This is a genomic window from Gammaproteobacteria bacterium (genome assembly GCA_022340215.1).
Lineage (GTDB): Bacteria > Pseudomonadota > Gammaproteobacteria > JAJDOJ01 > JAJDOJ01 > JAJDOJ01.
Genome location: JAJDOJ010000164.1, coordinates 27,214 through 47,867 on the forward strand (window position 1 = coordinate 27,214; position 20,654 = coordinate 47,867).

Below are 20,654 nucleotides of genomic sequence, written 5' to 3' on the forward strand. Positions count from 1 at the left end.
CCCATGGAAGGGAGAGGGGGGGGAAAGGGGAACTCGGGAAATCGACGTCGCGGCCGCGCCCACTATCTGCTGTCGCGAATCAGGCAGCGTCCTCACCGGGAGAATTCGCGTCCATCGCCGCACGCATCGACGACAACAGACCACCGACATGCTCCCTGATCATTGCCGCATCACCGGCATTGGCCGCCACCAGATTCACGATCGCGCTGCCGACCACGACCGCATCCGCGATTCGTGCGACCTGCGCGGCGGTTTCCGGATCCTTGATGCCGAAACCCACACCGATGGGCAGGTCCGACAGCTTGCGCACGATCTCCAATCTGCTTGCGACCGATGAGACATCCAGCGCGCTTGACCCCGTCACCCCCTTGAGAGAAACATAGTACACAAAGCCCGATGCGGCAGCGCATATTCGGGAGATCCGCCCCGAGTCGCTGGTGGGCGCAATGAGGAAAATCGGGTCGATCCGCCGGTCATGCAACTCCACCAGCAGGTCGTGAGATTCCTCGGGCGGCAGATCAACCGTCAGCACACCATCGACTCCCGCATCGGCGGCCGATGCGGCAAGAGTCCCGTAGCCCATGACCTCGATCGGGTTGAGATACCCCATCAGCACGACCGGGGTCCGGTCGTCGCGCTGTCGGAAGTCCCTCACCATGGCCAGGACGTCGTTGAGACTCATGTGATGCTTTAGTGCACGCTCGCACGCCGCCTGTATGACCGGGCCATCTGCCATCGGATCGGAGAAGGGCACGCCGAGTTCCAGGATGTCTGCCCCTGCATCGACCATCGCGTGCATGAGCGGTACGGTCACGCCAGGCTCCGGGTCCCCGGCGGTGATATAGGGAACCAGCGCGGTTCGCCCCCGCTGGGCGTTGCGGTCGAAGACGGCACCGATGCGGCTCACAGTGCGATTCCCTCGATCCTGGCGATGGTGTTGATGTCCTTGTCGCCACGACCCGAGAGGTTGACGATAATGATCTGGTCCTCACTCATCTGCGGGGCCAGCTTGCCCGCCCAGGCCAGGGCGTGGCTACTCTCCAGGGCCGGGATGATACCTTCGTCGCGAGTCAGGTCGTGGAATCCCGCCAGTGCTTCCGTATCCGTCACGGCAACGTACTCGACCCGCCCGATGTCCTTCAACCAGGCGTGTTCGGGGCCGACCCCGGGATAGTCGAGACCGGCCGAGATGGAGTGCGTCTCGATGATCTGACCGTCCCGGTCTTCCATCAGGTAGGTCCGGTTTCCGTGCAGGACGCCCGGCTGTCCGGCACACAGCGGTGCGGAATGCCTGCCGGTATCGAGGCCCAGTCCGGCGGCCTCGACACCGACCATTCTCACGGCCTCGTCGTCCAGAAAGGGATAGAACAGACCAATGGCGTTGGAACCGCCGCCGACACAGGCGACCAGCGCATCCGGAAACCGCCCCACCTGCTCCTGTATCTGCACGCGCGCCTCGCGTCCGATGACGGCCTGAAGGTCCCTCACCATCACCGGATACGGATGGGGCCCCGCCACCGTGCCGATGATATAGAACGTGTCGTCCACGTTGGTTACCCAGTCGCGCATTGCCTCGTTGAGCGCGTCTTTCAGGGTGCGTGACCCCGAGGTTACCCGCACGACCTCCGCACCCAGCAGACGCATGCGGTAGACATTGGGCGCCTGTCGTTCGATGTCCTCGGCCCCCATGTACACGACGCACTCGAGACCCAACCGCGCCGCCACCGTAGCAGTGGCCACGCCATGCTGGCCCGCCCCGGTCTCGGCGATGATCCGCTTCTTGCCCATTCGCAGGGCCAGTAACGCCTGACCGACCGTGTTGTTGACCTTGTGTGCGCCGGTGTGATTAAGGTCTTCGCGCTTCAGATAGATCTGCGCGCCGCCAAGCCTGCGACTCCATCGCGCGGCGTGGTAGAGCGGACTCGGTCTGCCGACGTAGTGCGTCAGATCGGCGTCCAGTTCGGCGACAAAACCCGCGTCCTGCCGGTATCGTTCCCAGGCCAGACGGAGTTCCTCGAGCGGCTCCATCAACGTCTCGGCAACGAAACGTCCGCCATAGATACCGAAATGACCTGTCGGATCCGGTAATTGCCCCTTCAAGGGGCGGGCACTATCAATCACGTTGTGCATCGATTCGCTGTACCTCCCGGCAGAATGCCGCCATCTTCTCCGGATCCTTCATCCCTTTTCCGGATTCCACTCCGCTGCTTACGTCCACACCCCAGGGTACGGTTTCGTGTATCGCCGCTGCCACGTTGTCGGGGGACAATCCCCCGGCAAGGATCAGCACTTGCGACGAACGCCTCGGCCAGCTCGACCAGTCGAAGGTCTCACCTGAGCCACCCGCCGCGCCGCTGGCATGGCTGTCGAGCAGGAATCCGCTCGCGTCCCGGTAGCGACCTGTGTATTCGTCGAAATCCACAGCATCGCGCATCGGCACCGCCTTGATGTAGGGTCTGCCGAAACTGCTGCAGAATTCGGGGGATTCGGCGCCGTGGAACTGCAGCAGATCCAGCGGTACGGCCTCGAGCACCTTATCGACGGCCGCCTTGCCGGCATCGAGAAAGAGGCCGACCGTCGTCAGGAACGGCGGCGCCGAACGCACCAGCATCCAGGCCGTTTCCAGCGTCAGGTTGCGCGGGGACGGCGCATAGAATACCAGACCGATGGCGTCGGCTCCCAGGTACCCCGCAATCCTCACATCCTCTTCTCGGGTCATCCCGCAGATCTTTATCCGTGTGCGTCTGGATTCGTTCATCGTGCTATCGGATTCGTTCAGGTGACCCGCCCGGGGAGCGAACGCGGGTAGCGCCTCAGAAATGCAGGGGTGAATCGACAGTGGAAGGGAGCCCGAATTCGGGGTCGTAAATCGCGCGGATGAAATACAGACCGTCGGGTGGCGCCGTAACACCGCCCCGGGTCCGATCACGCATCTCCAGCAATTCCAGGACCCATTCCGGCCGTTGTTCACCGCGTCCGATTGTCATCAAAACACCGGCAATGTTGCGGACCATATGATGCAGAAAACCGTTTGCCTCCACGTCGATCGACACGAAGTCCGAATGCCTGGATACCGCTGTCTCGCTCACACACCGAACCGGGCTCTTCGCCTGACATTGAAGCGCGCGAAAGGTGGAGAAGTCGTGTTCCCCTTCCAGGTGTGCGGCAGCCTCACCCATCCGCACTTCATCCAGCGGATGGTGATGCCAGGTCACCTTGCCCTGGAGTATCGCGGGGCGGACCCATCGATTCAGGATCAGGTATCGGTAACGGCGCGACGTCGCGGAAAACCTCGCGTGAAAGGACTTGTCAACTGGCCTGACCCAGTTCACGGCAATGTCCGCAGGCAGATTCGCGTTCGAACCAAGGACCCAGGACCGCACCGAGCGTTTCGATTCCGTATCGAAGTGTACCACCTGCTCCCTGGCGTGAACTCCGGTGTCCGTGCGACCCGCGCAGATCACTCTCACAGGATGATTCGCAACGAAAGACAAGGCGTGTTCGACTTTCGACTGGATCGTTTGGACACCCTGGCGCTGCGCCTGCCAGCCGTGGTAGCCGGCACCGTCATATTCGATCCCAGCCGCAATTCTCACCGGGAACTCACGAACCGCGTGCTGGTAAACAGCTCTCTGAGTGTCTCGGGCACGATCGGGGAAACGGGAACCTGAGGAGTCGAAATATTATGCTGCGGGGAAGTCGAAGTTAGGAGCACCCACATTGCATCGGTCGAACAGACGTTGCGGCCCGCGAAGCCCTTGAACCATCGCGACCCTGTCCGGATGAGGGATTTTGCCACAACCGGCCCCGGGGGGCACATTGCGGTATCGAGAGAGGAGACGGATCTCGCCGCTCGGAAATGGATGACGGTTGCCGTCGTCGGCGGGGTTTGTTGCGTGGTCCCAAACAGCGGTGGGGTCGGCGCCCGACGGTCTAGCGGCTCATGCCGGCGTGTCCCGCACCCGGTAGGGTGGTGCTTTCGCGGACCACCCTACCGTCTTGCAGCTGTCAGGCGATCTGCTTGAGTAGCGCTTCGGCCTCGTGGCGCTGATGATCGTCACCTTCACGGACAACCTCTTCGAGCGTACTCTTGGCCCCCTCGCCATCGCCCATGTCGATAAATGCCCGTGCAAGATCGAGCTTTGTAGCGACCGAGTCACCTTCGGGACCGGCACCCATGATCTCCGTCTCGAAATCCGCCGGATCGAACTGGGTAGTCTCCTGCGCCGGCCCCGTAGAAGAAAGGTTTTCTTCGAAATGCGCCGCCAGATCCTCGAGACCGCCCAGACCCTCGACGACTTCGGTCTCGACCTCATCCGGAGTGGTTTGCCCTTCGGGGGTCTCGCCGCCAAGATCGACGACGTTTTCGACCTCTGCAGTTTCGCCGCCCGGCAATCCGAGATCCTCTTCGAGATACTCCTCGAATTCCGCGGTTTCACCGGCGAAACTACCCGAAACACCGAGGTCCGCCGCGTCGCCGCCGTCGGTCGTCTCACCGAACTCGCCAGACACATTCAGTTCGGAGATCTCGAAGTCCAGGGTGGCCGCCTCGTCCAGTGAGGCATCCGCAGATACACCCTTCGTTTCCGCGTCACCTAATCCGAAGTCCAGGCCGTCGAGATCGAAGTCGAGCGGCTTGTCATCGTCTTCTATCGACTCGACCTCTAGCGTCCCATCGACGGGCATCTCCAGCATGTCCGTTTCGCCCTGTTCAGCGAACTCGGGCAATTGTTTGGAATCAACCTCCTCCGGCTGACCGGATTCGAACTCGTGCACCCCGGTCTGGCCAGGCTCATCGGCAGACATGTCGAGATCCGTCGATTCAGGCTTGTCCTTGATAAAATCCGCGGCCTTCAGACCGCCCGTATCGACCCCTGCGAACAAGGTATGTTCCGGGCTGATCTCCTGGCCCATGGCCACGACACGATTCCAGAATTCTCCCTGGTTCTTGCCGGCTGCCGCCATTTCCTCGGCCGTCTCGACAAAGGCCTCCCGGTTGTCGTCCCGATAATAGGCCTCGGCAAGTTTTGCACGATAGATCTCAGCATCCGGGTCCTTCTCGATCGCATCCTTCAGCAGATCCTCAGCCTGCTGGAACAATCCGTAGGCCACATACACATCCGCCTCAGACACGGCTTCGTCTACCGCCTGCTCGTTGGTCTCCGTCCCCGGCTGTATCGCCCCGGTATCGAGCAGACCCGCTCCGATCTGCCCTGTGACCATGACCTGGGCGGTTCTCTCGAAGGTGTCCGTTTCGGAGGCTTCCTGCGCGGCGCCCTCATCGGACGGGGTCTTACCACCCATGGTGGCCGCCTGTGCGGCCGCTCCATGCGCGGCTGCGCCAGCACCGGCAACCGCCGCGGCGGGCAACGTGTGCGCGCCGGTGGCAAACAGCTCGGACATGTCGTCGGACTCATCCACCTCTCGCCGGCGGCGACCGACCATCCAGAGTCCGATTAGCGCCAGAAGGACGGCACCACCCCCCAGGCCGTAGAGGATTCTTTCATCCGCGAAGATCCGATCGAACAGTCCCGCGGGTGCCACCGGGGTCACTTCCTCCGTGGATACCTCGGGTACGGAAACAGTGACGTCCGTCTCGGCAACCTCTACCCCTGCCTCGGGATCCAGGACCTGCGTCACCACTTCATCCATTACCGGTTCATCCATTACCGGATCTTCAGTCTCCATTTCGGCGGCAATCAGATCCTCATCGACCAGTGGCAGTTCGGTCTCCTCTCCGGTATCCGTATCCAGACCGGCCAGCACGTCGTCCTGAGGAACCGCTGCAATATCCTCTCCACTTTCGATCACTACACCTTCGGGGGTAACATCTTCCTGCACCAGGCGATCCTGCAGTACGGACAACTCATCGCTCTGCAGTGTGATGACGCGCTCTTGCTGGGAGACCATGGCTTCAAGCTCCGTCACGCGCGCCTTCAGCGCCTCGTTCTCGACCGCCCGTGATTTCGCGATCTCCCGGGCCAGTGCCGCGTCATTGCCGGCGCCGGCACCACTTGCCTCCTCGGTCTCGGATCCCGCCAGGATCTCAAGATTTCCGTCGGCGCGGGTTTCTGCATCGCCGGTCGTCTTGACGTCGACCCTGGCCTGTTCGCCGCGCGCCTCGGGCAGTGCTTCCTGGGACTGTACCTGTCTGCCGGCGGCCCTCGCGTGGTACTCCCGCCAGAGTGCGTTCTGACTGGCCACTTCGGCCACGGCTTCCGGCTGGCTGACGGCGCCGGCTTCCGCGGCATCGGGAATCCGGAGCACCGCACCGGCTTTCAGATTGTGAATGCTGTTATTGGTAAACGCCTGGGGATTGGCGCGAAGCATCGCGATCATCATCTGCTGGGAACTGACGCGATTCGAGGGATTGACCTGCCTGACGATGCCGCTGAGCGTGTCACCACGTCGAACCCGATAGGTATCCTGCGAAGGGACACCAGCCGGGGTGGCCACCGAAGGTCGAGGGGGTGCAGGACTTGCCGAAGCGGCCCGGGGTGCGGGAGCGGGTTCGCGTACCGGCGCACTTTGACGCACCACCGGTGCCACGGGTGCAGCGGCTGCCCGCCGCTCCATCAATACCGGCGGATCGAGGAGAATGGTGTACTCTCGAATCATGCGCCCGTTCGGCCACACGACCTCCACGAGGAAATTCAGAAACGGTTCGCGAATCGGTTCTCGTGAAATGACGTCGATGATCGCGCGGCCGTTGAGCAACGCGGGCTTGAACTGCAATTTCTGCAGCGCCGGTGGCCGCGCTATCCCGACACGCTCAAACGCCTCGGGAGGGGCCAGTCCGACTGTGATATCTTCCAGTTCATCGGGGTGCACGGAAAGCATTGTGATTTCAGCCCGCAAGGGCTGATTCAGAGCACTGTCGACCTCGATCCCCCCGAGTCCCAGCGAGGTCGCCGCGCCTGGAAGGAACACAATGAGGGGGAGCATCCCCCAAACCAGCTTTTTCACGATTGTAGTCCTCGTTCGCTCGAAAAATTGCTCAGAAACCGACTGCGATAGATTGTTCCGCTGCAATCCGTGCGACGAAAACCGCGCCCGCGAAACCGCTGGGCCGAAAATCCGTAGAAGCTTTTGGACGGTAACTGCTATTAAAGATAGTCCGAAATCAGAATTTCAGCTATCTGTACGCTGTTCAGGGCCGCGCCCTTGCGCAGGTTATCGCTCACGACCCAAAGATCCAGCCCGCGCGGGTGGGAGATATCCTCCCGAATCCGGCCGACATAGACCGCGTCCCTATCGGCAGCTTCGGTAGCGGCGGTGGGATAGCCACCGTCGCCGCGATCGTCGATCACCTCGACACCCGGCATGGCTTCGAGCAGTTGCCTGGCGCGTTCGGCGGTGATCCGCTCGCCGGTCTCCAGATGGACCGCCTCCGAGTGTCCGTAGTAGACCGGGACCCTCACTGTCGTCGAATTCACCTGTATCCGCTCGTCCCCAAAGATCTTGCGGGTCTCCCAAACCATCTTCATCTCTTCCTTGGTATAGCCGTTATCCATGAATACGTCGATGTGCGGCAGTACGTTGAAAGCGATCTGTTTCGGATAGACCTGCGCCTGCGGGGGTCGCCCAGAAAGCAGGTCAACGGTCTGACGGGTCAGTTCCTCTATTGCCTCCTTACCGGTACCCGAGACCGCCTGGTAGGTGGCGACATTGATGCGTTCGATTCCGACAGCGTCGTAGATCGGCTTCAGTGCCACCAGCATCTGTATGGTCGAGCAGTTCGGATTGGCGACGATGCCGCGATTGGTGTAGTCGGCGATCGCAGCGGGGTTGACCTCCGGTATGACCAGCGGGATGTCGTCGTCGTAGCGGAACTGCGAGGTGTTGTCGATGACGACGCACCCGGCGTCGGCAGCCTTCGGCGCGACGACTTCCGAGATCGAGGCCCCGGCGGAAAACAACCCGATGTCCGCCCGCTGGAAATCGAACGTATCGGCATCCAACACCGTGAGTTCCGTGTCCCCGAAACCGATCTTGCTGCCCGCAGAGCGGCTGCTCGCGAGGGGAAAGACCTCGTTTACCGGGAAATCGCGCTCGGCCAGAATGGACAGCATGACCTGCCCCACGGCGCCGGTACATCCCAGGACCGCCACATTGAATTTCTTGCTCATTTCCTTTACCACCCCAGAAAAATATCGCTGACGGCCGAGCTCAGGCGATTTCTGTCAAATGACATACCACCCTGCTTGTCTTTTCGTCCGTCCTCTGTGTTGCGACAACAGTGACATAGTTCGACTATGCGCCTGTTGTCGCGCCTTGATGACGAACGAAAATCGGGCGCGATCTGGTATGCCATTTTCCGGCAATCGCCTCAGGCCACGAGGGCCGACACCACCGCATCCCCCATTGCCGAGGTCGACACCACGGTTTCGTCCCCGGCGGCGATGTCCGCGGTTCGTAGCCCCCGGTCCAGCGCCTCGCCCACTGCGGCCTCGACGCGGTCCGCCAGGTCGGCCCGGTCCAGCGAGTACCTCAGCATCATGGCCACCGACAGGATGGTCGCCAGAGGATTCGCCCTACCGGTGCCCGCGATGTCGGGCGCGGAACCGTGAATCGGCTCGTACATGCCCCTGCCGGATGCATCCAGTGAGGCCGATGGCAACATACCGATGGAGCCTGTGAGCATCGCCGCGGCATCCGAGAGAATATCCCCGAACATGTTACCCGTCACGATCACGTCGAACTGCTTTGGTGCCCGGACCAACTGCATCGCCGCGTTGTCCACGTACATGTGACTTAGCGACACTTCGGGGTATTCGCGTGCGACACGTGTAACGACCTCGCGCCAGAGTTCCGACACCTCCAGGACATTGGCCTTGTCGACCGAGCAGACCTTGCGACCGCGTTTCATCGCAACCCGGAACGCGGAATGCGCAATGCGCGCAACCTCCGATTCCCGGTACACGAGCGTATTGAATCCCTCCTGCTCCTCGTTTTCCAGGGTACGAATTCCCCTCGGATTACCGAAGTAGATCCCCCCGGTCAGTTCACGCACGATCATGATGTCCAGTCCACAGACGACCTCGTCTCGGAGCGTAGAGGCCGAGGCGAGTTGCGGATACAGGACTGCGGGTCGCAGGTTGGAAAAAAGCGCAAGTTCCGAGCGGATACCCAGCAGGCCCCGTTCCGGTCGCAATTCGCGCGAGAGCCCCTCGTACTGCGGTCCGCCGACCGCGCCCAGCAGCACCGCGTCGCTCGCCCTGGCGAGATTAAGGGTCTCCCGGGGCAAGGGGTCTCCGGCCACGTCGTAGGCCGCACCACCGATCAGGGCTTCCTTGGTCTCGAGGGCGAGATCAAAACGCTCGACGAGCGCGTCCAGCACCTTCCGCGCTTCGGCGACCACCTCCGGGCCGATGCCGTCTCCCGGCAGCAAGAGCACTTTTCCAACCGTCATGCGTCGCACCCTGAGCGTTCCTGCACCGCCGGCCCGTGGAACAGCCAGGGGGCCTCCGGGCTTCGTCGTACCTCGTATGCCCGAATCTCGTCCGCGTAGCGCAAGGTGAGTCCGATCTCGTCCAGTCCGTTGATCAGGCAGTGCCGCCTGAACGAGTCGACCTCGAATGGCAGCCGCTCGCCATCCGGGGTCTCGACGTTGAGTCGTTCCAGATCGACGGTCAGAGTGTAGCGGTCATTGCTTTCGACCGCCCGGAACAGCCGATCAACGGCATCATCCGGCAGAACGACAGGCAGGAAGCCGTTCTTGAAGCTGTTGGTGTGGAAGATTTCGGCGAAACCCGGTGCAATCACGGCCCGGAACCCGAACTCGCTCAGGGCCCAGACCGCGTGTTCCCTCGAAGACCCGCAACCGAAGTTCTCGCGCGCCAGCAGTATGGTGGCGTCACGGAAGCGTTCCTGATTGAGGACGAAATCCGGGTTCGGTCGCCGCGCGGCGTGATCGTCTCCGGGTTCTCCCGGATCGAGGTATCGCCAGTGATCGAACAGATTCGGTCCGAACCCGGTTCGTTTGACGGACTTGAGATATTGCTTGGGTATGATGGCGTCGGTGTCGACATTGGGCCGGTCCAGCGGCGCCACGATCCCGGTCACGCGGATAAACGGTTCCATTTCGATGATCCCATTGGGCCGATCGGCCCGTGCTCAATAGTTAAGGAGTGCGGAAATTCATTGCCACGATCCCCGCGATCGTCGCACCTCAGAATTCGCGAACATCCACAAAACGACCGGCGACCGCCGCCGCGGCTGCCATAGCCGGACTGACGAGGTGGGTACGCCCACCGTGTCCCTGACGTCCCTCGAAGTTGCGGTTCGAGGTCGAGGCGCAACGCTCCCCGGGTTCGAGACGATCGGCGTTCATCGCCAGGCACATCGAACATCCCGGTTCGCGCCACTCGAATCCCGCCGCCCTGAAGATCTCGTCCAGACCCTCCGACTCGGCCTGTTGCTTGACCAGGCCGGAACCCGGGACCACCATCGCCAGCCGGATGTCGCCGGACACCCTGCGGCCACGAAGCACATCCGCGGCCGCCCGCAGGTCCTCGATGCGGGAATTGGTGCAGGAACCGATGAATACCTTGTCCAGCGTGATATCGGTCACCGGGGTCCCCGCATCGAGTCCCATGTACTGCAACGCCCGGGCGATGTGTTCGGCCATGATCGGATCAGACTCTTCCGCCGGATCCGGCACCCTGGCGTCCACCGGTATCACCATTTCCGGGGAGGTGCCCCAGGTGACCTGCGGCTTGATATCGGCCGTATTGAGCGTGACGACCCGGTCGAAGGTCGCGTCCGGGTCACTGTGAAGTTGCTCCCACCAGGCGACGGCCTGATCCCAATCCCGGCCTTTAGGCGCCATCGGCCTTCCCCGGACGTAGTCGATTGTCTGGTCGTCGACCGCCACCATCCCGGCGCGCGCCCCTGCCTCAATGGCCATATTGCACAGTGTCATGCGTCCCTCGACGGACAGCCCCCGAATCGCCGCACCGGCGAACTCCACGGCATACCCCGTCCCGCCCGCGGTTCCGATCCGGCCGATGATCGCCAGGGCGATGTCCTTCGCCGTCAGGCCGGCGGTGGATTCGCCTTCGACCGAGACGAGCATGGAACGGGATTTTTTCTGGATCAGACACTGTGTGGCGAGCACGTGCTCGACCTCCGAGGTCCCTATCCCGAAGGCCAGGGTGCCGAGGGCCCCGTGGGTCGAGGTATGCGAATCACCGCAGACCACAGTCATACCTGGCAGGGTCGCACCCTGCTCCGGGCCGATGACGTGGACAATTCCCTGGCGGATATCCGACATACCGAACTGCCGGATTCCGAATTCGCGGCAATTGTCCTCCAGCGTCTCCACCTGAATCCTCGATACCGGCTCCCGGATCCCGCTGGCGCGATCGGTCGTCGGCACATTGTGGTCGGGTACCGCCAGGATCGAATCGACCCGCCAAGGCCGACGTCCCGCGAGCCGCAGTCCCTCGAAGGCCTGTGGGGAGGTCACCTCATGCACCAGGTGTCGGTCGATGTAGAGCAGCGCGATGCCGTCTTCGTCCATTCGCACCACGTGCGCATCCCAGAGTTTGTCGTAGAGTGTCTTGCCCGCCACCTGATTCACCTCCTGACGTTCTTCCCCGGAGCCGGTTTACCGATGGATGAGTCAACCTCTGCCCACCTCGCCACGATGGTATTACAATATTTTCGTATAAGACTAATTTTTATTTTTTATATTTAACATTCCAATAAGGAATAACAGAGATGGATCCCGCCACCCTGGAGGCCTTCATCGCGGTGGCCGAAGCAGGTTCGTTCACCGCGGCATCCGAGAGGCTCCACCTGACCCAACCGGCCGTCAGCAAACGCATTGCCCTGCTGGAGTCGGAGCTCGAATCGCGGCTGTTCGATCGGATCGGCAGGCGCACCCGGTTGACAGAGGCCGGCCGCGCGCTCGTTCCGGGGGCCAGAAACATCCTTCGCGCGATCGACGATACCCGCCGCTCCATCGAAAACCTCTCAGGCCGCATAGGCGGGCGCCTGTCGCTGGCGACCTCACACCACATCGGCCTCCACCATCTACCCAGTGTTCTCAGGGACTATACCGACCGGTACCCGGACGTTCGCCTCGAACCGACCTTTCTGGACTCCGAAGCCGCCTGCCAGTCGGTGAAAAGCGGTGCCTGCGAACTGGGCATCGTGACCCTGCCGCCGCGACCGCTGCCTGCGCTGACGGAACGTATCATCTGGGACGACCCGCTGGCGCTCGTGGTCGCATCCGATTTCCCCCTCGCGAATCGCCACGGCCTGGCAATCCCCGATATGCTCGGCAGATTGCGCGGCGTACTGCCTTCGCAAGGGACCTTCACCCGGGCCGTGCTGTCCGCCGGACTGGAAAGCGTCGGCCTGTCCACCGAGGAGGTGCTGGAGACCAACAATCTGGAAACGATCAAGATGCTCGTAGCGGTCGGATTCGGCTGGAGTGTCCTGCCCGCGACGATGATCGACGACTCCCTGCGTGTCATCGACACCGATCCGGTCCACATGGTGCGCCGGCTCGGTGTGGTCGTTCACGGCAACCGGACGCTCGGCAATGCCGCGAGTGCGTTGCTGGACCTGCTGGACGAGAAGCACCGGTAACGGAATCGTGACGACCGGTGGCGACGGACGGTATCGTCTCGGGGCAGGCCGATACGCTACGCCGCCGGTTCACGCGGGCCGACGGCGGCAAATCCCCGCAATGCCACGAACAGTCCGAGCAGTGCAACGCCCGCGGCCAGAAGGAACACCCATACCGGCTCCCAGTGCGCCCAGGCAATTCCGCTCGCGAGGCTGCCGATCGCACCGCCGGCACCGAAACTCACACTGGAGTACAGCGCCTGTCCGCGTCCCTGTGTCTTTCCCGGGAACAGGGAATGGACCAGATGGATCGCAGCGGCATGGAGCAGACCGAAGCTCGCCGCATGCAGTGTCTGCGCCAGGACGAGAAACAGGATACTGTCGACCAGCGTGGCGATCATGACCCAGCGCAAGACCGTGAGCGCCAGCGCTACGAGCAGGATGTTGGCGGCCCCGAATCGGACCAGCCAGCGGTGTACCGAGAAAAATACCCCCACCTCCGCGGCCACACCGAGCGCCCACAGGATACCGATCGTCTCTTTGCTGTAACCGTGGTCTGCCAGGTAGATGCTGAAGAAGGTGTAGTACGGGCCGTGGCTGGCCTGGGCGAGCAGACAGGCGACGAGAAACGCCACGGTGCGGGGCTGTCGCAGGACATCGAGAAACTCGCCCGCGTCGCGGGTATCCCGCTGCGTGGCGTACTCGGACACGACCAGGGTGGTCAGCCAGATCGCGACGAGCAGGAAGAATACGACCGCCGGCAGCACCGACAAGCCCAGATCCTCCACCTTCAGCAGGATCGGCATCAGCAGAACCGCAACGATGAATCCCACCGACCCCCACAGCCGGATCCGGCTGTAGCGGTGTGCATCGCTGCGCAGGTGGTTCAGCGTAATCGCCTCGAACTGCGGCAGGGAGGCATTCCAGAAAAAGGCGTAGGCCGTGAGCGCGAGGTACATCGACAGGGGATCGGTGCGGAAGAGCAGGACCCCAAAGGCGGCCACGGAGAGCAGTGACGCGATGCGAATAAGGTCTATCCGCCGACCGGTATGGTCGGCGATCGGGCCCCAGACATTCGGGGCTACGATCTTGGTCGCCATGATCAGGGCCATGACGCTGCCGATGCGCTCCGGCGAGTAGCCGAGGTCCTTCAGGTAGAGGCCCCAATACGGCAGGAATGCGCCCAGGCTCGCGAAATAGAAGAAATAGAAACCCGAGAGGCGAATGTAGGCTGAGGCTTCGATACTGTCTCGCTAGCCGGACGATCACCGGCGTCTCGAGTGTCAAACTGCCGCAGGGATTGGGGTGATGCCGGGATCCACGTCGGCGTTCTGGGCACGATGACGAAGCATGTGATCCATCAGGACGATCGCCAGCATCGCCTCGGCGATGGGCGTGGCGCGGATTCCCACGCAGGGATCGTGTCGGCCGGTGGTGACCACCTCGACCGGTTGACCCTGTACATCGACCGAGCGGCCCGGTATCCGGATACTCGAGGTCGGCTTGAGCGCGATGCTCACGGTCACGTCCTGACCGCTGGAGATTCCGCCCAGCACACCGCCGGCATCGTTGCCGACAAAGCCCTGTGGCGTCATCTCGTCTCGATGCTCGGTCCCCTTCTGCTCCACGCAAGCGAATCCCGCGCCGATCTCGACACCCTTGACCGCGTTGATCCCCAGCATCGCGTGGGCGATGTCCGCGTCCAGGCGGTCGAACACCGGCTCACCCCAGCCTGGCGGCACCCCGGAGGCGACGACGTTCACCCGCGCGCCGATGGAGTTCCCCTCCTTTCGCAGGGCGTCCATGTAGCGTTCCAGCTCCGGCACCAGCTCCGCATCCGCCGAGAAGAACGGGTTGCGCTCCACCTCTTCCCAGTCGAAACTCGACGGCCTCAGCGGGCCGAGCTGGGCCAGATAGCCCCGGATCGTCACACCGAAACGCTGATGCAGATATTTCTTGGCGATCGCGCCGGCCGCGACTCGCATGGCGGTTTCCCTTGCCGAGGAGCGACCGCCGCCACGGTAATCCCGGAAACCGTATTTTCTGAAGTAGGTGTAGTCAGCGTGACCCGGCCGGAACTTCTCCGCAATCGCCGAATAGTCCTTCGATCGCTGGTCCTGGTTGTAGATCACCAGACCGATAGGAACACCCGTGGTCACGCCCTCGAAGACACCGGAAAGGATCCGCACCTCGTCAGGCTCCCGACGTTGCGTGGTGTGGCGCGACTTGCCGGGTCGGCGGCGATCCAGTTCGACCTGGAGGTCGGCCTCGCAGAGCGTCATCCCGGGCGGACAGCCATCCACGACGCAGCCGATCGCGGGGCCGTGGCTCTCACCGAAGGAGGTCACGGAGAACAGCTTGCCTATCGTGTTACCGGACATGCGCGAATTGTAGCAGAGTCGTTTCGCGCACCTGTCCGCGCACGACCTCACCCCGCGGGCGAATCCGTCGGGGGAAGCTGTCCGGCTTCCAGCAGGACGACACCGTGACCACCGAACTCGAACTCGAGCCAGGTAAACGGGAGACCAGGCAGGGATTCGACCAGGGCCCCCTCACGGTTCCCGACCTCCACGACCAGGATGCCCCCCGGATTGAGATGTCCGCGGGCCTCGGCAACGATCCGGCGCACCAGGTCCAGGCCGTCCTCGCCACCATAGAGACCGTGTTCCGGTTCGTGGAGGAACTCCGCGGGTAGCGTCTGCATCTCCTCGAGATCGACATAGGGCGGATTGCTCACGATCAGGTCGTAGGTCTCGGCGGCCAGTGCGTCGAACAGGTCCGACCTGACGGCCCTTACCCGATCTGCGACACCATGGCGGCGGATATTCGTTCGCGCCACCTCCAGCGCATCATCGGACAACTCGCCCAGGTCCACGCGCCCATCGGGAAAGGCATGGGCGCAGGCGATGCCGATACAACCGCTGCCGGCACAAAGGTCGAGCACGTGCCGCACTCGGTCGGTGTCGAGCCAGGGCCGGAACCGGTCCTCGATCAATTCGGCGATCGGAGAACGCGGCACGAGCACACGTTCATCGACGTAGTAACTTCGACCCGCGAACCACGCCTCATGGATCAGGTAGGCGAGCGGCTTGCGGGTTTCGATCCGCGTCCGCGCCAAGGTCCTGACGCGTTCAGCCGCGCCGGATTCAACCGGACGCGAGCCCTCCCAGGGATCCTGGACCGGATGGCGCCCGATGACATGCGACACCAGCCAGGCCGCCTCGTCTCCCGCATCAACGGTCCCGTGTCCGTAAACCGCAGCTGCTGCGGTCAACAGCACCGTGACCTCCCGACAGAGCTCGTCCCGTGTCAATCTCGTTTCACCCCGATCTGGTTCGGCTGCGGACACACCCGCCGAGTTGCTTTCGAATACACTCCGTTTGCATCGCTCCGGGTTCCGGCAGGCCTCAGGTGATCCCGGACGCGCGTTATGAAATAATATCCCCCCAGTGACCACAGAACCATCGAGACCTCCCCCCGTGAAATCCCACCGCCTGCCGCTCATGCTGCTGGCGGTAGTTGCGCTTGCGGCCGGCAGCACGGTCGGCTGGCTCCTGCAGGGCGACAGGCTCGGGGACCGGGAACCGCTGGCGCTGCAGGCCGGAACCTCCCTGCTGGGACATGCGCGTGCACTGCCGGCATTCACGTTAGTGGATCACAACGGCAATCCGTTCGACAACGACCGCCTGACAGGGAAATGGACCTTCATTTTCTTCGGCTATACCCACTGCCCGGACATCTGTCCGACGACCTTGTCCACCCTGGCCCAGGTCGCGCAACAACTGGAAAACGACGACGTCTCGAAGGACACGCAGTTCGTCTTCGTGTCCGTGGACCCCGACCGCGACACACCGCAGACCCTGGCTGAATACGTGGTCTACTTCAACCCGGATTTCATCGGCGTGACCGGAGACGAGCAGGCGTTGGCGCAGCTTACCTCGTCGCTCGGGATACTCTATGCAAAGGTCGAAGACCCCTCGAACCCGGAAAATTATCTCGTCGACCATAGCGGATCGATCCTTCTCGTGGGCCCCGGGGGAGAATTGGCCGCTGTCTTCTCGGCACCGCACGACCCCGCCCTGCTCGCCACGGACCTTCGCAGCCTGTACAAGGCCTACGGAAGCTATTGATGCCGGACGCCCCGTCGCCCGTCGAGCGTATCAAGGCCTCTCTGTTCAGGATCCTCCCCCACCACCTGATCTCCCGAATCGTATTCCGGCTCACACGGGTCCGAACACCCTACGTGCACTACGCGATCCAGACATTCATCCACCACTTCGACGTCGACATGTCCGAGGCGGCCGAGCCCGATCCGAAATCCTACGCCACCTTCAACGACTTCTTCGTTCGCCAGCTGCGCCCCGGGGCGAGAACGATCGACGATGCCTCTGACGCACTGGTCTGCCCGGCAGACGGAAGAATCAGCCAGATCGGCGAGTTGAACGGCGACGAAATCGTGCAGGCGAAGGCGCGATCCTTTTCCGCGTTGTCACTCCTCGGAGGATCGGCACAACGCTCGGCCCCGTTCGAGGGCGGAAGGTTCTGCACCATCTACCTGTCACCCCGCGACTACCATCGCGTCCACATGCCCTGCGCGGGGGCACTCAGCGAAATGGTGCATGTCCCGGGCCGATTGTTCACCGTGGCGCCCTTCGCGACGCGCACCGTCCCGGACCTGTTCGCGAGAAACGAACGCGTAGCGGCGCTGTTCCAGACAGACACCGGACCGATAGCCGTGGTTCTGGTCGGCGCCATCAACGTCGCCGCCGTCGAGACCGTCTGGGCCGGGCTCATCACACCCCCGAAGGGAAAGGAGATCCGGGTTACGCAATATCGCGACGTGCAATCGCCGCTTCACATCGGACGCGGAGAGGAAATGGGCCGCTTCAACATGGGCTCGACGGTCATCCTGCTGTTCCCCCCCGGGACCGTGGCCTGGGACGAGCGACTCGGTGAGGAGAGCCCGGTCCGGATGGGCGAGCGCATCGGGACTCTCTCCGGAGAGTCAGCCTGACACTGCTGGTTCACGAGGCGGTGGTTGCGGCAGGTACCACCCGTTCGAGCCCGCTACGCCCGAGGCCAGGGGAACGCGATCACCTCGTCGATGTGCGTCGCCCCTGCTCTCGCCATGAGCAGGCGGTCGAGTCCCACGGCGACACCGGCGCATGGTGGCATTCCTGCCTCGAGCGCCTCGATGAGACGCCGATCCATCTCGACCGGAGGTTGCCCCGCCATGGATCGCCGTTTCGTATCCCCCCAGAAGCGCTCGGACTGCTCGGCGGCATCAGTCAGCTCGTGGAATCCGTTGCCCAGTTCCGTCGGCCCCAGGAAGACCTCGAAACGCTCCGCAACGCGTGGATCCCCGTCCCGTATCCGGGCCAGCGAGGCCTGCTCTGCGGGAAAGTCGAAGACGAAAGTCAGTCGGCCCGCCGGAAATCCCCGGGCGACCGCCTCGGAAAACAGTAGGTCCAGCCACTGTGAGGCAGTCAGGGATTCTACCCGCCCCAGCCCGAGCCTCACGGCCCGGCTCGCCAAGGTTTCGGCGTCGGCAGTGTGCGGATCGATGCCGATCGCCTCACCGTAGGCATCCCGATAGGACAGGCGCAGCGTATCCGCGACGATGGCCTCACCCAGCACGGACCTGAATAGTGACTCGACCTCGTCCATCAGGCGCCAGTGATCAATGCCGCTTCGATACCACTCCAGCAGGGTGAATTCCGGGTTGTGCCAACGACCCGATTCAGCGCGGCGAAACGCCCGTCCGATCTGATAGATGTCCCCCAGGCCCGCGCACAGCAGACGCTTCATGGCAAATTCGGGGGAGGTTGGCAGAAAACGTACCGGCCGCTCCCCATCCTCGACCGCGAAACTCTCGATGTTGGGGTCGGTCGTCCCGGCCAGCGACAGCAGCGGCGTTTCCACCTCGAGGACGTTGCGCTCCGCGAAGAAGGCACGCACCTCTGCCAGCACTCGTGCCCTGAGCGCGATCCGCTCCGGCGTTGCCGCAGGACGCCAGTCTTCCTCACCCCTCTCCACGAAGCTACTTGACCCGAGAGACGTACTCTCCGGTTCGTGTATCGATCTTCAGGACCTCCCCCTGCTCAATAAACAGCGGGACCTTTACCACGGCGCCGGTCTCCAGCGTGGCCGGCTTGGTTCCACCGGAGGCCGTGTCACCCCGGACACCCGGATCGGTCTCGACGATCGTCAATTCGACGAAATTGGGCGGCGACACCGAAATCGGGTCACCGTTGTACAGCGTTACCAGACAAACATCCTGGTCCTTCAGCCAACGGGCGGCGTCACCAATCGCCGTGGCACCCGCGGCCACCTGTTCGTAGGTCTCCGGATGCATGAAATGCCAAAGTTCGCCGTCGTTGTAGAGATACTGCAATTCGGTTTCCATGACGTCCGCCGCCTCGATGGATTCGCCGGACTTGAAGGTCCGGTCGATCACGCGACCGGTCTTCAGATTGCGGAACTTCACCCGATTGAACGCCTGTCCCTTGCCTGGTTTGACGAACTCGTTTTCCAAGATGTTGTGTGGATCGCCGTCCAGCATCACCTTGAGACCGGACCGGAATTCATTGGTACTATACGTGGCCATGACACCCTCAATATTCAGTTATTCCATTCGCTGTCCACAAGGTCGGAGCCCCACCATATCGATTCCCGGGATGCGACATGGTCTGACTGATATCGCCACAGCCGGGCGATAGGGGCGTTCGCCCCGGCGCGCAGGCACCCGGCGTTCCGGATTCCGCAATGAGCCGAAAACCTTCGCCCGACCGCGTCGCTGCGCCGGGCCCTGACTTGGACAAGCCGCCTATGATAGCCCTTGGGCGCATGACAGGACAGACGCCGCCGGTATCGGGCAAACGCCGTTCGAGGCCGAAAGCGGCAGCGTGCATCCGGCGTTCCGTTGGACCCGCACGGAGGTACGCGGCACACCAATGAGGACTGAATTCTCGTCTCAAGGCCCGTCTGCATGGCGGACACGCGCCGAAATAATCACCGATCCCGCGGAGCTGATCGAACTGCTGGGTCTGGAAACCTCGTTGATCCCCGCTGCCAGACGCGCCGCGGAGCTGTTCGGATTTCGCGTCACCCGAAGCTTCGCGTCACGGATGCGACGCGGTGATCCGCAAGACCCCCTGCTTCGCCAGGTCCTGCCGGTGACCGCGGAAACGTTGGACGGCCCTGCCGAGTTCGTCAGCGATCCGGTCGGCGATCTCGAGTCCCGCGCCGCTCCCGGTGTGCTGAACAAGTACCGGGGTCGTGCCCTGATGGTGGTCACGGGCGCCTGCGGTACACATTGCCGCTACTGCTTCAGACGGCACTTTCCCTACCGGCACGAGATTCGCCCCGGAACGGCCGCCGCCCTGAGCTACCTGCGTGAAAACACCGGGATCGGGGAAATCATTCTCAGCGGTGGCGATCCGCTGACCCTCAGCGACAGACGCCTGTCCGGACTGGTTTCCGAACTCGAATCCATCCCACATATCAAGCGCCTGAGGCTGCATACGCGCCAGCCAGTATTCGAACCCGCCCGCGTCAACGATTCACTGCTGGCGTGGATAAGTTCGACAGGCCTTCGAGCGTTGGTCGTAATCCACGCCAATCACCCCAACGAGATCGACGGCGATGTCGCCGATGCGATGGGCAGATTGCACTCGACCGGCGCCGTACTGCTGAATCAGTCAGTCCTGCTGCGTGGCGTGAACGACGACACCGAGACACTGGTCCGTCTGAGCGAGCGACTTTTCGAAGCCGGCGTCATGCCCTACTACCTGCACGTCCTCGACCGGGTCCAGGGTGCCGCGCATTTTCTCGTTCCCGATTCCTCGGCGCGCACTCTGCACCGCAGGTTGAGGGCATCGTTGCCGGGATACCTCGTTCCCAGACTGGCCCGGGAGGATCCCGGCAAGGCCTCGAAGACCCTGCTGGTCTGAACAACCGGCGACTATGTCAGACGATTCCGGCGGTCACACAAGGGCTTTCCTAAACTACACTATGAGTTAGGTTCTACCATGGCAGGCCCACCGCTACCCACTGGTATCCGGCAGAACAACGTT

General features: G+C 62.8%; 19 protein-coding genes. 5 read left to right on the forward strand and 14 right to left on the reverse strand.

The genetic code is table 11. The features are described 5' to 3' along the window. Positions 1 to 79: 79 nt before the first annotated feature. From trpA to truA, 4 genes are read right to left on the reverse strand one after another with little or no spacing between them, the layout of a single operon-like run. Positions 80 to 907 (reverse strand): tryptophan synthase subunit alpha, encoded by an 828-nt coding sequence (trpA, locus tag LJE91_11695; GenBank protein ID MCG6869355.1) that lies wholly within the window; start codon positions 905 to 907, stop codon positions 80 to 82. Further along, positions 904 to 2,130 (reverse strand): tryptophan synthase subunit beta, encoded by a 1,227-nt coding sequence (trpB, locus tag LJE91_11700; GenBank protein ID MCG6869356.1) that lies wholly within the window; start codon positions 2,128 to 2,130, stop codon positions 904 to 906. Before trpB ends, trpA begins: the two co-directional genes overlap by 4 nt. Further along, positions 2,114 to 2,758: a phosphoribosylanthranilate isomerase gene (locus LJE91_11705; protein ID MCG6869357.1), complete on the reverse strand. Its 645-nt coding sequence runs from the start codon at positions 2,756 to 2,758 to the stop codon at positions 2,114 to 2,116. Before LJE91_11705 ends, trpB begins: the two co-directional genes overlap by 17 nt. Before the next feature lie 55 nt (positions 2,759 to 2,813). Further along, positions 2,814 to 3,578, reverse strand: coding sequence for a tRNA pseudouridine(38-40) synthase TruA (gene truA / locus LJE91_11710; GenBank protein MCG6869358.1), 765 nt, complete (start codon positions 3,576 to 3,578; stop codon positions 2,814 to 2,816). On the opposite strand from truA, the gene LJE91_11715 reads away from it, so the two are divergent. Further along, positions 3,498 to 3,671, forward strand: coding sequence for a hypothetical protein (locus LJE91_11715; protein ID MCG6869359.1), 174 nt, complete (start codon positions 3,498 to 3,500; stop codon positions 3,669 to 3,671). The two genes, truA and LJE91_11715, sit on opposite strands and share 81 nt — an antisense overlap. 337 nt (positions 3,672 to 4,008) lie before the next feature. Here LJE91_11715 and LJE91_11720 read toward each other — a convergent pair whose 3' ends face one another. From LJE91_11720 to leuC, 5 genes are all read right to left on the reverse strand, one after another. Beyond that, on the reverse strand, positions 4,009 to 6,966 hold the full coding sequence (locus tag LJE91_11720; GenBank protein MCG6869360.1) for a hypothetical protein: 2,958 nt from the start codon (positions 6,964 to 6,966) through the stop codon (positions 4,009 to 4,011). 140 nt (positions 6,967 to 7,106) lie between these two features. Beyond that, positions 7,107 to 8,129: an aspartate-semialdehyde dehydrogenase gene (locus LJE91_11725; GenBank protein ID MCG6869361.1), complete on the reverse strand. Its 1,023-nt coding sequence runs from the start codon at positions 8,127 to 8,129 to the stop codon at positions 7,107 to 7,109. 200 nt (positions 8,130 to 8,329) lie between these two features. Next, on the reverse strand, positions 8,330 to 9,412 hold the full coding sequence (gene leuB, locus LJE91_11730) for a 3-isopropylmalate dehydrogenase (GenBank protein ID MCG6869362.1): 1,083 nt from the start codon (positions 9,410 to 9,412) through the stop codon (positions 8,330 to 8,332). Further along, a complete protein-coding gene (leuD, locus tag LJE91_11735; GenBank protein MCG6869363.1) occupies positions 9,409 to 10,083 on the reverse strand; it encodes a 3-isopropylmalate dehydratase small subunit in 675 nt (224 codons plus the stop codon). Before leuD ends, leuB begins: the two co-directional genes overlap by 4 nt. 88 nt (positions 10,084 to 10,171) lie before the next feature. Continuing rightward, the gene (leuC, locus tag LJE91_11740; protein MCG6869364.1) at positions 10,172 to 11,575 is read right to left on the reverse strand and encodes a 3-isopropylmalate dehydratase large subunit; all 1,404 of its coding nucleotides are present in this window, start codon (positions 11,573 to 11,575) and stop codon (positions 10,172 to 10,174) included. A gap of 149 nt (positions 11,576 to 11,724) precedes the next feature. On the opposite strand from leuC, the gene LJE91_11745 reads away from it, so the two are divergent. Beyond that, entirely contained in the window at positions 11,725 to 12,600 is an 876-nt protein-coding gene (locus LJE91_11745) for a LysR family transcriptional regulator (protein MCG6869365.1), read from the forward strand. A 56-nt stretch (positions 12,601 to 12,656) separates the two neighbouring features. Here the strand turns inward: LJE91_11745 and LJE91_11750 are convergent, their stop codons facing one another. Genes LJE91_11750 through prmB form a run of 3 tightly spaced genes read right to left on the reverse strand, consistent with a single transcriptional unit; the run spans position 12,657 to position 15,892 of the window. Next, positions 12,657 to 13,823, reverse strand: coding sequence for an MFS transporter (locus LJE91_11750; protein ID MCG6869366.1), 1,167 nt, complete (start codon positions 13,821 to 13,823; stop codon positions 12,657 to 12,659). A gap of 39 nt (positions 13,824 to 13,862) precedes the next feature. Further along, entirely contained in the window at positions 13,863 to 14,960 is a 1,098-nt protein-coding gene (aroC, locus tag LJE91_11755; protein MCG6869367.1) for a chorismate synthase, read from the reverse strand. 47 nt (positions 14,961 to 15,007) lie between these two features. Next, complete coding sequence (prmB, locus tag LJE91_11760) at positions 15,008 to 15,892, reverse strand: 50S ribosomal protein L3 N(5)-glutamine methyltransferase (protein MCG6869368.1); 885 nt, start codon at positions 15,890 to 15,892, stop codon at positions 15,008 to 15,010. A gap of 166 nt (positions 15,893 to 16,058) precedes the next feature. Here prmB and LJE91_11765 point away from each other — a divergent pair, with 166 nt between their 5' ends. Both LJE91_11765 and asd read left to right on the forward strand, forming a co-directional pair. Beyond that, positions 16,059 to 16,709 carry an SCO family protein gene (locus LJE91_11765; protein MCG6869369.1) on the forward strand — a complete coding sequence of 217 codons (651 nt, stop codon included), beginning with the start codon at positions 16,059 to 16,061 and terminating at the stop codon, positions 16,707 to 16,709. Next, positions 16,709 to 17,593, forward strand: coding sequence for an archaetidylserine decarboxylase (gene asd / locus LJE91_11770; protein MCG6869370.1), 885 nt, complete (start codon positions 16,709 to 16,711; stop codon positions 17,591 to 17,593). The genes LJE91_11765 and asd overlap by 1 nt, the downstream gene beginning before the upstream one ends. 53 nt (positions 17,594 to 17,646) lie before the next feature. Here asd and genX read toward each other — a convergent pair whose 3' ends face one another. After that, positions 17,647 to 18,615, reverse strand: a complete 969-nt coding sequence (gene genX, locus LJE91_11775; protein ID MCG6869371.1) for an EF-P lysine aminoacylase GenX — start codon at positions 18,613 to 18,615, stop codon at positions 17,647 to 17,649. Between the two features lie 4 nt (positions 18,616 to 18,619). After that, positions 18,620 to 19,186 carry an elongation factor P gene (efp, locus tag LJE91_11780; GenBank protein ID MCG6869372.1) on the reverse strand — a complete coding sequence of 189 codons (567 nt, stop codon included), beginning with the start codon at positions 19,184 to 19,186 and terminating at the stop codon, positions 18,620 to 18,622. A 346-nt stretch (positions 19,187 to 19,532) separates the two neighbouring features. On the opposite strand from efp, the gene epmB reads away from it, so the two are divergent. Continuing rightward, complete coding sequence (gene epmB / locus LJE91_11785) at positions 19,533 to 20,531, forward strand: EF-P beta-lysylation protein EpmB (protein MCG6869373.1); 999 nt, start codon at positions 19,533 to 19,535, stop codon at positions 20,529 to 20,531. Positions 20,532 to 20,654: the final 123 nt, after the last annotated feature.

Coding starts and splice junctions, on each gene's coding strand:
- aroC (MCG6869367.1), bottom strand. CDS start 14,960: ATGTCCGGTAACACGATAGGCAAGCTGTTCTCCGTGACCTCCTTCGGT.
- leuB (MCG6869362.1), bottom strand. CDS start 9,412: ATGACGGTTGGAAAAGTGCTCTTGCTGCCGGGAGACGGCATCGGCCCG.
- efp (MCG6869372.1), bottom strand. CDS start 19,186: ATGGCCACGTATAGTACCAATGAATTCCGGTCCGGTCTCAAGGTGATG.
- LJE91_11705 (MCG6869357.1), bottom strand. CDS start 2,758: ATGAACGAATCCAGACGCACACGGATAAAGATCTGCGGGATGACCCGA.
- leuD (MCG6869363.1), bottom strand. CDS start 10,083: ATGGAACCGTTTATCCGCGTGACCGGGATCGTGGCGCCGCTGGACCGG.
- LJE91_11745 (MCG6869365.1), top strand. CDS start 11,725: ATGGATCCCGCCACCCTGGAGGCCTTCATCGCGGTGGCCGAAGCAGGT.
- trpB (MCG6869356.1), bottom strand. CDS start 2,130: ATGCACAACGTGATTGATAGTGCCCGCCCCTTGAAGGGGCAATTACCG.
- epmB (MCG6869373.1), top strand. CDS start 19,533: ATGAGGACTGAATTCTCGTCTCAAGGCCCGTCTGCATGGCGGACACGC.
- asd (MCG6869370.1), top strand. CDS start 16,709: ATGCCGGACGCCCCGTCGCCCGTCGAGCGTATCAAGGCCTCTCTGTTC.
- LJE91_11725 (MCG6869361.1), bottom strand. CDS start 8,129: ATGAGCAAGAAATTCAATGTGGCGGTCCTGGGATGTACCGGCGCCGTG.